This window comes from Hyalangium gracile, assembly GCF_020103725.1.
GTDB classification, from domain to species: Bacteria; Myxococcota; Myxococcia; order Myxococcales; family Myxococcaceae; genus Hyalangium; species Hyalangium gracile.
Genome location: NZ_JAHXBG010000025.1, coordinates 16873 through 29416, shown reverse-complemented (window position 1 = coordinate 29416; position 12544 = coordinate 16873). Strand labels below are relative to the sequence as shown.

Annotated in this window: 8 protein-coding genes; 3 read left to right on the top strand and 5 right to left on the bottom strand. The window is 69.5% G+C overall.

Annotated features, from left to right (window positions below; genetic code table 11):
- Nucleotides 1-4 precede the first annotated feature (4 nt).
- From KY572_RS36535 to KY572_RS36525, 3 genes are read left to right on the top strand one after another with little or no spacing between them, the layout of a single operon-like run.
- A complete protein-coding gene (locus KY572_RS36535) occupies nucleotides 5-3028 on the top strand; it encodes an nSTAND1 domain-containing NTPase (RefSeq protein ID WP_224248330.1) in 3024 nt (1007 codons plus the stop codon).
- Between the two features lie 18 nt (nucleotides 3029-3046).
- Entirely contained in the window at nucleotides 3047-4075 is a 1029-nt protein-coding gene (locus tag KY572_RS36530) for a hypothetical protein (RefSeq protein ID WP_224248329.1), read from the top strand.
- Between the two features lie 8 nt (nucleotides 4076-4083).
- Nucleotides 4084-6213 (top strand): DUF4215 domain-containing protein, encoded by a 2130-nt coding sequence (locus KY572_RS36525; RefSeq protein ID WP_224248328.1) that lies wholly within the window; start codon nucleotides 4084-4086, stop codon nucleotides 6211-6213.
- A 124-nt stretch (nucleotides 6214-6337) separates the two neighbouring features.
- Here the strand turns inward: KY572_RS36525 and KY572_RS36520 are convergent, their stop codons facing one another.
- The 5 genes from KY572_RS36520 to KY572_RS36500 all read right to left on the bottom strand — a co-directional run bounded on the left by KY572_RS36520 (nucleotide 6338) and on the right by KY572_RS36500 (nucleotide 12390).
- Nucleotides 6338-7699, bottom strand: a complete 1362-nt coding sequence (locus tag KY572_RS36520) for a hypothetical protein (RefSeq protein WP_224248327.1) — start codon at nucleotides 7697-7699, stop codon at nucleotides 6338-6340.
- Nucleotides 7696-9105, bottom strand: a complete 1410-nt coding sequence (locus KY572_RS36515) for a DUF1501 domain-containing protein (protein ID WP_224248326.1) — start codon at nucleotides 9103-9105, stop codon at nucleotides 7696-7698. The genes KY572_RS36520 and KY572_RS36515 overlap by 4 nt, the downstream gene beginning before the upstream one ends.
- Before the next feature lie 18 nt (nucleotides 9106-9123).
- Entirely contained in the window at nucleotides 9124-10923 is a 1800-nt protein-coding gene (locus KY572_RS36510; protein ID WP_224248325.1) for a hypothetical protein, read from the bottom strand.
- 33 nt (nucleotides 10924-10956) lie between these two features.
- A complete protein-coding gene (locus tag KY572_RS36505; RefSeq protein WP_224248324.1) occupies nucleotides 10957-11655 on the bottom strand; it encodes a hypothetical protein in 699 nt (232 codons plus the stop codon).
- 162 nt (nucleotides 11656-11817) lie between these two features.
- Nucleotides 11818-12390 carry a hypothetical protein gene (locus KY572_RS36500; RefSeq protein ID WP_224248323.1) on the bottom strand — a complete coding sequence of 191 codons (573 nt, stop codon included), beginning with the start codon at nucleotides 12388-12390 and terminating at the stop codon, nucleotides 11818-11820.
- Between the last annotated feature and the right edge of the window lie 154 nt (nucleotides 12391-12544).

Sequence of the window (12544 nt, the reverse complement as noted above, 5' to 3'; positions counted from 1 at the left end):
CGAGATGAACAACAGCGACGCCAGAGCCAGGAGCGGACTTCCCCAGGCAGGCCCCGGCCTCCCCGAGCCGGATGAGCGCACCCAGGCCGCGGATGTGGACGCCCTCTTCGCGCCGAACACCGCCCACCCCTCGCAGCGGCTCCAGGCGGAGCACTCGCGCCCACCCACCGGGGATGGCCACCCGTCGGGTGCCACCCACGAGGACACCCAGCACTCGGGGCCCGGCAGCGTGCCCGCGGCGGGCACCCGCATCCACCAATACGAGCTGATCCGCCAGCTCGGCAGCGGCGGCATGGGCACCGTCTTCCTCGCCCGCGACACCCGGCTGGGCCGCCGCGTGGCCATCAAGTTCCTCCACTCGGACAACCCCGAGGTCACCAAGCGCTTCATCCTCGAGGCCCGCACCACCGCGCGCTGCAGCCACGAGAACATCGTCATCATCTACGAGGTGGGCGAGTTCCGCGGCAGCCCCTTCATGGTGCTCGAGTACCTGCAGGGCCAGCCGCTCAACAAGGTCATCGCCGGCCAGCGCCTGCCCCCCGCGCGCGCCGTGGAGATCATGGTGCCGGTGGTCCGGGCGCTCGCCGAGGCGCACGCGCAGGGCATCGTCCACCGCGACCTCAAGCCGGACAACATCATCGTCACCGAGTCCGGCGCCATCAAGGTGCTGGACTTCGGCATCGCCAAGGTGCTCCAGGATCCGGAGCACCCGCCCGAGCACGAGCACGAGGTGCCCGCGCACGTGGCCGCGGCCGCCGCCGCCGAGCCCGTCACCGGCACCGGCCTGAACCTGGACGAGAACATCTCCAACCTCACCCGGCGCGGCGCCATCATGGGCACGGTGCCGTACATGTCCCCGGAGCAGTGGCGCGGCGGCCACAAGGTGGACCACCGGACGGACATCTGGGCGGTGGGCATCATGCTGTTCCGGATGATCGCCGGGAAGCACCCGTTGGATCCGCTGCGCGGCCCGCAGCTGTCCGTCACCGCGCACCTGGCCGAGCCGATGCCGCGCCTGCGCGACATGGTCCCCGACGTGGATCCGGCGCTGGCCGAGGTCGTCGACCGCTGCCTCATCAAGCCCAAGGAGCAGCGCATCCCGGACGCGGTGTCGTTGCTGCGCGCGCTGGAGCCCTTCCTGCCGGGCCGCTACACGCGCGAGCTGCGCATCGACGAGAGCCCCTACGCGGGCCTGTCCTCCTTCCAGGAGGCGGACGCGGACCGCTTCTTCGGGCGCACGCGGGAAATCACGGCGCTGGTGAACCGCATCCAGGACCAGCCGCTGATGGCGGTGGTGGGTCCGTCGGGCGCCGGCAAGTCCTCGTTCGTGCGTGCCGGCCTGGTGCCGGTGCTCAAGCGCTCCGGCGAGGCGTGGGAGGCGCTCGTCATCCGCCCTGGCCGGCACCCGCTGGCCGCGCTGGCCAGCATCGTCGCGCCGCTGCTGAGCTCCTCCACCACCATCGAGGAGGACATCCAGGCCCAGCAGCAGCTCGTCCAGCGGCTGTACGCGGAGCCCGGCTACGTGGGCTCGGTGCTGCGCAGCCGCGCCCGGCGCGAGCGGCGCAAGGTGCTCGTCTTCGTGGACCAGTTCGAGGAGCTCTACACGCTGGTGCCGGACGCGCGCGAGCGCCTGGCCTTCACCGCGTGCCTGAGCGGCATCGCCGACGATGCCACCTCGCCCATCCGCGTGGTGCTCTCCATCCGCTCGGACTTCCTGGACCGGGTGCCGGAGGACGAGCACTTCATGGCCGAGCTCAACCAGGGCCTGTTCTTCCTCACCGCGCCCAGCCGGGACGGCCTGAGGGATGCCCTGGTGCAGCCGGCGGAGATGGCCGGCTACCGCTTCGAGACGCCGGCCATGGTGGACAGCATGCTCCAGCACCTGGAGTCCACCCAGGGCGCGCTGCCGCTGCTCCAGTTCGCCGCCTCCAAGCTCTGGGAGGAGCGGGACGCCGGGCGCCGGCTCCTCACCGAGGAGCGCTACCAGGCCATGGGCGGCATCGCCGGAGCGCTCGCCAGCCACGCCGACCACATCCTGGCGGAGATCCCCTTCCAGGCCCGGGCGCTGGCCCGCTCCATCTTCCTGCGGCTCGTGACGCCCGAGCGCACGCGCGCCATCGTGTCGCTGGAGGAGCTGCGCGAGCTCTCCAAGGACGCCAACGAGATCCAGCTCCTCATCGACGTGCTGGTGCAGGCGCGCCTGCTGGTGGTGCAGACGGGGGGCGGCTCCTCGGGGGCGATGGTGGAGCTCGTCCACGAGTCGCTGGTGCACAGCTGGCCCACGCTGCGCCGCTGGCTGGACGAGGGCCAGGAGGACTCCGTCTTCATGGAGCAGCTGCGCAACGCGGCCCGGCAGTGGCACGCCAAGGGGCGGGACAGTGACCTGCTGTGGCGAGGCGAGGTGGTGGAGGAGGCGCAGCGCTTCCAGCGCCGCTACAGCGGTGAGCTGCCCGAGGTGCAGCGCGCCTTCCTGGACGCCGTCTTCGGACAGGCGGCCAAGGCCACGCGGCGCAAGCGCTTCCTGGCGGTGGGCTCCATCGTGTTCCTGGTGGCGCTGGTGGCCATCTCGGCGGTGGCGCTGGTGGTGATTCGCAACGCGCAGCGCGAGGCGGAGCGCCAGGCGGTGGCGGCCCTGAAGGCGGAGACGGAGGCGCGCAAGGCGGCGGAGGAGGCGCGCTCCGCGGAGGCCCAGGCCAAGGAGAACCTCGCGCAGGCCCAGGCCAAGGAGCTCCAGCGCCAGGAGGCCCAGGCCCGGGCGGAGAAGGCCAAGGAGGAGCTGGCTGCCGCTTACGCCCAGGTGCGCACCACCAACGACGAGCTGCTGTTGGCGCTCAAGCGCGCGAAGTACGCGCAGTGGCTCTCCAAGCGCGCCCAGAAGAGCGCCACCGAGAACGCGGAGGCCGCGCGCGTCGCCGAGGACAAGGCCATCCGCGCCGCCGAGGCCCTCAAGAAGAAGCTGCAGGAGGAGCGCGAGCGCATCCAGTTCCTCGAGGGGCAGCTCGGCTCTTTCGCTACGGACCTCAAGTAGGAGGCCGCCAGGGTGAAGATGAACAGGTTGACGATCAGTCTGATGGTGGCGCTGGCGCTGGTGACGCTCGGGGCCACGCCCGCGGCCGCGCAGCAGCCCGAGCTCGGCACGGGGGAGCGGCCCTGGGCCAAGGGCGTCCCGCAGGACAAGCAGACCGCCGCCCTCGCGCTCTTCCGGGATGGGAACTTCCTGCTGAAGAACTCCCTCTTCCCCAAGGCCGTGGAGAAGTACCGCGAGGCCCTCAAGCTCTGGGACCACCCGGCCATCCACTACAACATGGCGCTGGCCCTGCTGAACCTCAACGAGCCCATCGCGCTGCACTCGCACCTGGTGGCCTCCATGCGCTACGGCGAGGCGCCGCTCGACGCCGACAAGTTCGAGCGGGCCCGTACCTTCAAGACGCTCGTCGAGTCGCAGCTGTCCCACGTGGACATCTCCTGCGAGGTGCCGGGCACCACGGTGATGATGAACGGCCAGGTGCTCTTCAAGGCGCCGGGCCGCCACCAGGGCTTCGTCGTCCCCGGTCCGCACACCTTCTCGGCCACCCGGGAGGGCTACCCGCGCAACGACCGCAAGCGCACCCTGGCTCCCGGCGAGAAGCTCACCCTGCCCATCAAGCTCTACACCGACGAGGAGCTGACGCGGTACACGCGGCACTGGGCCTCGTGGAAGTCCTGGGCGGTGCTGGGCGCGGGGGCGGCCGTGGCCGCGGGGGGCGGACTGCTCCACCTCCAGGCCCGCGACAGCTTCGACAGCTTCGACGCGGGCGTCCTGTCCTGCGGCGGCTGCATGCCGGACGACTCGCTGGCCAGCAAGCGCTCGCGCGGGGACACGCTGCAGAAGGTAGCGGTGGGCAGCTACGCCGCGGGTGGCGCCGCGCTGCTCACCGGCATGGTGCTGCTCTACGTCAACCGCGCCCAGCCCTACCGCATCTCCCCGGACGAGCTCGAGCAGGCCCCCAGCGCCACGCCCGAGCCGCCAGCGGTGAGCGTCACGCCCATCGTGGGCGGTGGTGAGGGTGGAGTCCTGGCCACGTTCCGCTTCTGAGGTGCCCGATGATGCGCCCTACCCCTTCCCTCGTCCGTCGTGGAGCCGTGCCCACGTGGGTGCTCGTGCTCCTGGTCCTGCCCCTGTCCGCGTGCTTCGAGCCCAAGAGCGTGACGTGCCCCTCCGGCCTCGTCTGCCCCGAGAGCCAGAGCTGCTCGGGAGATGGGACGCAGTGCCTGCAGACGCCCTGCGGCGACGGCGTGGTCCAGTCCGACGAGTCCTGTGACGACGGCAACATCCGCGACGGGGATGGCTGCAGCGCGGACTGCAAGTCCAACGAGGCCTGCGGCAACGGCAAGGAGGACCCCGGCGAAGTGTGCGACGACGGCAACACGGCCTCCGGCGACGGCTGCAGCGCGGACTGCAAGTCCTCGGAGCGGTGTGGAGACGGCTTCGTCGATCGCGCGGCGGGCGAGGTGTGCGACGACGGCAACACGCGAGACTCGGACGGCTGCAGCGCCAACTGCCGCTCCGCCGAGGTGTGTGGCAACAACATCAAGGACACCACGGTGGGCGAGGTGTGCGACGACGGCAACACCGTGGACGGGGACGGGTGCAGCTCCAACTGCCGCTCCGGCGAGGGCTGCGGCAACGGCATCCTGGACCCGACCGAGGAGTGCGACGACGGCAACACCGACAACCACGACGACTGCCGCGACACGTGCCAGGTGGCGCGCTGCGGCGACGGCTTCACGGACAGGCAGGCGCCCGTCACCGAGCCGTGCGATCCCGCGGACCCCACGCCCCAGGCTCCGCCCGTCGTCTGCAACCTCAACTGCACGCCCTCCGTGTGCGGCGACGGCATCGTGAACAAGCTGGCCGGCGAGGAGTGCGACAACGGCGCCGTCGTCAACACCGCCACCTGTAACTCCAACTGCAAGATCAGCCGCTGCGGTGACGCCTTCACCAACCCCGTGGCGAACGAGCAGTGCGACGACGGCAACACGAGCGACGGCGATGCCTGCCTCAACACCTGCAAGAACAACATCTGCGGCGATGGCATCCTGAACTCCGCCGTCGAGGCCTGTGACGACGGGAACACGGTGAGCGAGGACGAGTGCCCCTACGGCACCGAGGACTGCTCCCCGTGCAACAGCACCTGCACCGCGGTGCTGACCCGGACGGGCTCCTTCTGCGGCGACGGCGTCCGGGACACGAGCGACGGGGAGGCCTGCGATGACGGCAACAAGACCACAGAGACCGCGTGCCCATACCCGTCCACGAGCTGCCCCAGCTGCAGCGCGGACTGCAAGGTGTCGCTGACGCTCCGCGGGCAGTACTGCGGTGACAGCCTCAGGAACGGTCCCGAGACCTGTGACGACGGCAACACCGTCAACGAGACGGCCTGCGTGTATGGCAACACGCCCTGCACCGCGTGCAACAGCACCTGCTCGGGGAACCTGTCCCTCACGGGTCCCTTCTGTGGAGACGGCATCCGGAACGGTCCCGAGGCCTGCGACGACGGCAACACCGCCACCGAGGTGTCATGTGCCTACGGCGCCACCTGTACGGCCTGCCGGAACGACTGCGGCCAGGTGCTGAACCTCATGGGGACGAAGGTCTGCGGTGATGGATCCGAGGACGGCCCCGAGGCCTGCGACGATGGCAACACCCTCGCCTGCGGCACCTGCAGCGCCGACTGCATGCAGGATCAGAACCCGCGGTTCGCTACCGGAACCATCGACATCGGAACGATGACGGGCGCATCGTTCCAGGACGGGGACAGGTTCGGCATGAGCGACGGCATCCACCTGCCGGTCATCTTCGAGTTCGACAAGGACAACTCGTGCAACTCCACAGAGACGCGTGAGTGCATCGACATCACGGATGGTTTGAGCACGAGCGCCGTACGTGATGTGATCATGGTCAACATCGATCCCGGGACCGTCCTGGACATCGTCGCGACCGCCTCTGGCAACAATCGCATCGACCTCCGACACGAGGCCCAAGGCATCATCGGCAACAACCTCATCACCGAGGATGTCAGCTCTTCCATGTTCAAGGTCTCCGGCCTGTCCAACGGCACCGGCCGCGATTGCCCACAGACCACCCGGTGCAAGGACGACGTGGACTGCGCCCTCGGGCTCACCTGCAAGAAGGCTCAGGCCAGCGACGCCTTCAAGCAGTGCCTGCCCTGAGCGGCTGATTTCGGCCGAACTGGTATGACAAGCAGACCAGTTCGGCCCGCGCTCGCCGCCACCGGGGGCTCCCGAGTCGGGTCAGCCCCCTGCTGTAGACTGGCCTTCCTGGCGGCTCAGCGGCTCAGTCGTTCAGCGCGCCGGCGAGGATCCAGGTCTGGATGCTGTCGAGCTGGTCCTGGGGCAGCGAGCGGCTGCCACTGTTGAGCGGGTCCAGCGGCATGCGGCTGCCGGAGACGCTGCCATCACCGGCCAGCTTCAGCCACAGGTAGCTCTTCTCCGGACGGCCCGAGTCGATCAGCTTGAGCGTCGGGTTCTGCAGGGAGAAGGCCTGCAGGCGGTTCCACGCACCCGGGGAGAGCAGATCCAGCCCCGCCTGAGGGTTGGAGCCGCCGTGGCAGCCGCCGCAGCTCGACTGGAGGATGGGCCACACGCGGTCCGCGAAGTGCACGCCCGCGCCTACCAGGCTGAGCGCCTCCGGGTTGGCCGAGTAGGAGCACCCCGCGTAGTTGATGGAGGAGGACAGGTTCCACGCCTTGGCGTTCGGGTCCAGGCCCTCGATCCAGCACATGATGGCCAGCATGTCCGTCACCGACGGCGGCTGGTTGGCCAGCGGCATGCGGGTTCCGGGGATGGGGTCTCCCTGCATGTGCCCACGCATGCGCGCCACCAGGTAGCTCTCCTCCGGCTTGCCGGGGTTGATGAGGGGCACGGACTGGCCCTCTCGCGCGCCGAAGGTGCCGTTGCGGTTCTGGTCACCCTGGATGATGCCCACCGCCTGCAGCTCCTCCATGTCCTCGGCCTGGTAGTCGCGCACCTCGCCGTAGAGGTGCCGCCCGTCATCCAGCACCCACCAGCGCGTGTTGTAGTTGGCGAACGAGAGCATCTCCACGTTGCCATCCGCGTTGACGAAGTTGCGCAGGAAGGCACCCGTGCCCCAGTGCGCCCGGCCCTTGTCCAGCGGCACCGGGTCCCTCAGGTGCAGGTGGAAGCCGGCGGCGTCCGAGGGCGGCGTCTCGTTGTCCTTGTACTCCACGTAGGCGCCGACGATGACCTCGTACCAGCCGATCTCGATCTCCTTGAACTTCTGCTCCGTCATCTTGAAGCGATCGCCCAGCCGCTCGCAGCGGTCGTACACGGAGCCAAACGTGCCGGGCTGCAGGTTGCACGGCGCGTTGATGGCGCTGGCGAACGTGCCCGTGGTGTGCAGGTCCGGGTACTCCTTCTGGTTGTGGCACACGCCGTTGGTGGGGCCGCAGGTGCGCAGGATGACCTTGCGCTGCAGGTCCATGCCGGTGGGCATGCGCGTCTGCGCCTCCAGCACGAACGCGTTCGTCCCCGCGTACGGCGCCACCGTGCCCGGTGAGGCCATGTCGGGACGCTCGGGGTCGAAGGTGATGGTCCCTTCGGGCTCTTTGTAGGTGCCTGCACCGCCGCAGCCCAGCAGGAGCGCGGCGAGCACGGAAGCAGTCGTGGTGCGCATCATGTGAACAGATCCTGGATGGGGTTGTCCGCCGGGAAGACGGTGCCGTGGTCCGCGCCGAGCAGGTCCATCATCGTCTTGAGCACGGAGCGGTAGGTGTAGACAGGGCCCAGGGCCCGCAGGTCCGAGGCGCGCGTCTCGCCCAGCCGCCGCCCGCCCTTGCCCGCCTGGTCGATGATGCCGCCCATCATCGGCATGGACATCCAGCGCGTGGCCAGATCGCTCGAGTGGTCGCTGCCGCCGGCGGAGTTGAACTTGCCCCCGTTGCCCGTGCGGCCGAACTCGCTGCCCAGCACCACCAGCGTCCGGCTCCAGTAGTCGCCACCCTTGGGGTGCTGCATGCGCTTGAGCGCCACGCGCAGGCCGCTGAGCAACTGGTTGGCCTTCTCGAGCTCGTCCGGAAGGCTGTCGTCCTCGTCGGAGTGGTAGTCGTAGAAGCCCTGGTTGAGGAAGACGGCCGGGCAGCCGAAGTGGAACAGCCGCAGCCCGAGCACCACCTGGCGGCCCGTGGTGTCGTCGCCCAGCATCGTCACCAGGTCCCGGTTGCTGATGCCGTCCACCGCGTCCGTGGAGTTCGCGTTCACCCGGAGGATGGGGTCGCGGAAGATGCGGCCGTAGGCGCGCGTGGCCTCGCGCGTTCCCTGGTAGGCCTCCACGCCGGAGCGCACTCCCGTGTGGAGCCTCGCCCGGAAGCGGCTGTCCAGGTTGCCGGCGATCTTCGAGGCCCAGTCCGGCAGGCTGGAGTCCGGATCGAACGCGAAGCGCTCGAAGCCGCTGCCGTCCAGCACGGGCGGCCGGTAGCCGGCGTAGATGCCGGCACCCAGGGCCATGCCCGCCTCGCCCAGGCTGAAGGCCGGCAAAATCGTCCGTCCCTGCGCGGCCTCCGCCGCCACCTTCTCGCGCAGGCCGTAGTTCAGGTACGTGAGGAAGCTGGTGGTGCCGCCCACGTAGCCGGTGAGGAAGCGCTCCAGCCCGGTGCCGTGGTTGCCGTCCGCGCGCGCGGAGAACGGCTCATGGTCCACGCACGGCAGCACGCAGATCTCGTTGGAGAAGGCGGACACCGGCTGCATCCCCAGATCCACCCGGGCGGCGTTCTCCTCGCCCTCCAGCCAGCTGGCGCGGTCCAGCAGCGCGCTCACGCCCCACTCGGTGCCGGGGGCGCGCTTGGAGGAGCGGCCGAAGGGGTTGAACTCCTCGGACACGTCCGCGTTGAAGGCGGTGGTGAAGCGGAAGCCGCCACCGAGGCGGATGTAGATGAGGTGCTCCACGGTGCCAACCGCGGAGGTCTGCGCGGCGGCATTGCGAGGCAGCCACAAGGTGGGCAGGGCCGCGGCGGAGGCGGCTGCCCCCAGGCCCTGGAGCAGCTTGCGGCGGCCGAGCGTGAATGGCTTCTTCGTCTCGTCGGACATGGGCAATGGCTCCGTGGCTCAGTAGAAGAGACGCTCCGCGCTGGACAGCAGCGCGAAGCACAGTGGCCGGGCGAACTGCTCCGCGGTGCACCGGTCGCGCGCGCACTGCGTGCCCGCCTCCCGTGCCTCCGCGAGCTCCTCGCCCGTGGGAGAGCGGCCCAGCAGCGTGCGGTACTGCTTCGCGGCGATCTGCTCGGCCAGGTCCGCCGTCAGCACGCGGTCGCCCCCCACGCCCTCCGGCACCAGGTTCTCGAGCGGGGCGCTCTTCGCCTTCGAGTCCAGCGAGGGGTTGCACAGGTCTCCCACGAAGGCCAGCTGCGTGCCGGTGGTGAGGATGCTCACCACGTGGAAGCGCCCGCCGACGATGTTCTCCGGGCAGCCGCCCAGGGTGCGCGCCAGGTCCGCGTAGCTCTTGTCCACCTGCCCCTTGTCGTCGATGCGCCACCGCGAGGTGGAGAGCACCCGGTACGAGGCGATGCTGCCGTTGCGCAGCAGGTTCTCCGGCTGGCTGATGCGGTGATCGCACGCGCTGCTGGCGTAGCCGGAGTTACGCGCCATGGAGTCGATCCACACCTCCGCGTCCATCTGCTTGAGCGGCCCGTAGGACCACCGGTACGAGGTGGTGGTGCTGCCAAAGGCGGACTGGAGGTAGGCGGCCGACGTCAGCACCGCGTAGTGCACGGAGCGGATGTCGCCCTGGTTCTCCAGCAGGTAGCGCACCAGCTCGGCGCGCACCTCGGGCACCTTGGGCGACAGCTCGTAGCCCAGGTACAGCTCGAGCACCTGGTCCACCGCGTGCTCCCAGAAGGGCACCTCCTGGGCCAGCACCCGGCCCGGCGTCTGCACCTGAGACCACTCGTCCACGCTGAGCAGGCCGTTCCACAGCGTCAGCTGGTTGATCTGCCGGTCCGTGGCGGCGCGCACGTCCGGGGTGAAGATCATCTCGTGGTAGCCCCAGAGCACGCTGGTGCACTCGCCCTTCTTCACCGGGTCCACCGACTTGCCGTCCTGCGCCAGGCAGCGGAAGCGTACGTACGCGTCCGGCATGCGCCCCAGCTGCGGGTGGTCGTAGTAGCCCGAGTGCCACACCCCGTAGAGCCGGGACATGTCCGCGCGCTCGTGCTCGAAGGGCGGCCGGCCCAGGAACAGCTCGAAGAGGGCATCCACCTTGTCGCCCGCGTCCGCGTGGCGGCGCGTGAGCACCGGGTGCGCGCTCACCACCGCGGCGAACTGGTCGTACGCCACCTTGCCCCGGTAGAGCTTCTCCACCAGCCGATCCATGTCGTAGATGGCCTGGATGTTCACCACCTCGTTGCTGTAGAGGAACTTGTCGGCGGCGCGGCGCTGGTTGATGAAGATGAACTCCGGCTTCTCCATCAGCTGCTTCACCGTCTCGCCCCAGTTGCCGCTGCAGGTGGACTCGGCCTCCTCCGCGGTGGGCACCCGGCCAATCATGTCCACGAAGAGCCGGCGGCACGCCTCCGCGAACTCGATGGGACGGTGGCTGAGCCCCACCCCCCACAGGCTGCGGCACAGCCCGCGGTTGACCGGGTTCTTCAGGTTCGCCGCGTTGCAGTACGACACGCACGCGCCCTCGCAGTCCGGCGGCCGCGTGTCGTCCGGCGGCGTCTCCACCTGGCGCGGCGCGGGCAGCACGTCACTGCCGCCCTCGAAGTTGCCGGAGGTGAGCGGCTCGCCGTTGCCGACCAGGCCACCCGGGCCCACGGCGAGGCGCTCGGGATCAAAGGCTGGCTCGCCTGTGCAGGCGGCGCCCAGCACGACCAGGGTGCTGAGGACCAGCGTGAGAGGACGGTTCATCCGCGACTCCCGTGGTGGGGGGTGAAGCCCTCGTCAGAGGGCGAACTCGATGCCCAGGGTGAGCCCCAGGCGAAGACCGAAGGTGCTCCACGACTTGTTGAACTCGAGCCCCTGGATGTCCTGCGTCGTGGCGAACAGGAGCACCCGCTCGAGCTGACCGAAGACGTCCCCGCGCAAGAGGATGTGCTCGCTCATCCTCCGCCGCGCGCCCACGGAGATGCCCGCCAGCCAGCCGAAGCGCGGCACGCTCCACGCGTCCACGCCCTCCTGGTTGAGCCGGTCGATCTCCAGCTGGAATTCCTTGCCGGGCAGCAGCATCGCCAGCCCGCCGCGCGCGCCGAACACCGCCTCCGTCTTGTCCGCGATGGGCAGGCCATACTCGCCCGTCACGAACGCCTCGTTGAGCAGGCCGAAGCCGAACACGCGATCGCCGCCCGAGCCGTAGTTGCCGAACAGCTTCACGCCGGCGCCCATGCGCGCCTTCGGGGAGATGGGCGCGGGCACGCTCAGGTTCAACGAGGCCGCCAGGAAGCCGTCGCTCTTGTAGTCGAACGACTCATCCCGGCGCGCGCCGTTGATCGTCTGATGGCCCGCCATCCGCGAGCTCTCGGTGAACAGATCCAACCCCAGGCCGATCCGCACGTCCGCCGCCTGCGCGGGCACGGAGAGCAGCAACAGCACGGCGGCGAGCGGGGCCTTCCAGATGTCTTGCAGTACGAGCAGGGAGCGCATGCGAGTCCAGCCGTGGAGCCTAGACCAGAACGCCCACGGCTCGGTGCATGCTCGCCTGCTCGTCCTGGCAGGATGGAAAACTTCCGCCACGCCGCACCCGCATCATTAGAGAGGCGCGTGCGTGCCCTGGAGTGGGCTCAGGTGGGCGTGGCGCGCCGAGGCCTAGAAGTAGCCGCCGACGAGGGTGCTGACGCTGAGGGTGGCGACGGTGTCGTCCCCCAGCTGGGTGACGAGCCCGGGGCCACCGCCCACGAAGAAGTGGGGCGCCAGGTGCACGAGGAAGGGGCCGGTGAGGGAGATCTCCAGGAAGGTCCGGTCGAACGGGCTGGTGTGTCCCACGGCGAGCCCAAGCCGCGGCCACACCGACACCGTGCTGTTGAGCGGGATGTTGTAGCCGGCGCGCACGCCCAGGCCGACCGTCAGCGGATCCTCCCCGTCCTGGAAGGCAGTGGCCAGGGTGACGTAGCCCCCCAGCGAGAGGTTCTCCTTGAAGAAGTAGTCGGCCGCGGGGTTGAGACGGATGAAGAAGGCGTCTCCCGCGCCGCTGGTGTAGCCGATGCTGCCCGACAGATCGTCCGAGATGACGACCTGCCCGACGGTGCCGAAGCCGCCGGAGCTCACGGGCCTGTCGATCTCCTGGGCCGCCGCCTCCACCGAGAGGATGAGTCCGGCCACCAGGCCCAGGGTCTGCCACTGCGTGTTCCGCATCATCACAGCCATTCCCTTTCGTTTCATGCGTCCGGGTTCTCCCTGGACGCGGCTGCGTTGTAACGAACCCGCCGCGAACGCGAGGGGTTTTTCACGCGGAGCGTCAGATGCTGAAGCCATGCCCGCGGGAGCACGGGCGGAGCAGCGCTCATCAGGAATATCCATCAATTAACGCAAATCA

What these genes read in the sequence shown, in the direction of transcription:
- KY572_RS36505 (WP_224248324.1), bottom strand. Translation starts at nt 11,655, where the DNA reads ATGCGCTCCCTGCTCGTACTGCAAGACATCTGGAAGGCCCCGCTCGCC.
- KY572_RS36510 (WP_224248325.1), bottom strand. Translation starts at nt 10,923, where the DNA reads ATGAACCGTCCTCTCACGCTGGTCCTCAGCACCCTGGTCGTGCTGGGC.
- KY572_RS36515 (WP_224248326.1), bottom strand. Translation starts at nt 9,105, where the DNA reads ATGTCCGACGAGACGAAGAAGCCATTCACGCTCGGCCGCCGCAAGCTG.
- KY572_RS36525 (WP_224248328.1), top strand. Translation starts at nt 4,084, where the DNA reads ATGATGCGCCCTACCCCTTCCCTCGTCCGTCGTGGAGCCGTGCCCACG.
- KY572_RS36520 (WP_224248327.1), bottom strand. Translation starts at nt 7,699, where the DNA reads ATGATGCGCACCACGACTGCTTCCGTGCTCGCCGCGCTCCTGCTGGGC.
- KY572_RS36500 (WP_224248323.1), bottom strand. Translation starts at nt 12,390, where the DNA reads ATGAAACGAAAGGGAATGGCTGTGATGATGCGGAACACGCAGTGGCAG.
- KY572_RS36535 (WP_224248330.1), top strand. Translation starts at nt 5, where the DNA reads ATGAACAACAGCGACGCCAGAGCCAGGAGCGGACTTCCCCAGGCAGGC.
- KY572_RS36530 (WP_224248329.1), top strand. Translation starts at nt 3,047, where the DNA reads ATGAACAGGTTGACGATCAGTCTGATGGTGGCGCTGGCGCTGGTGACG.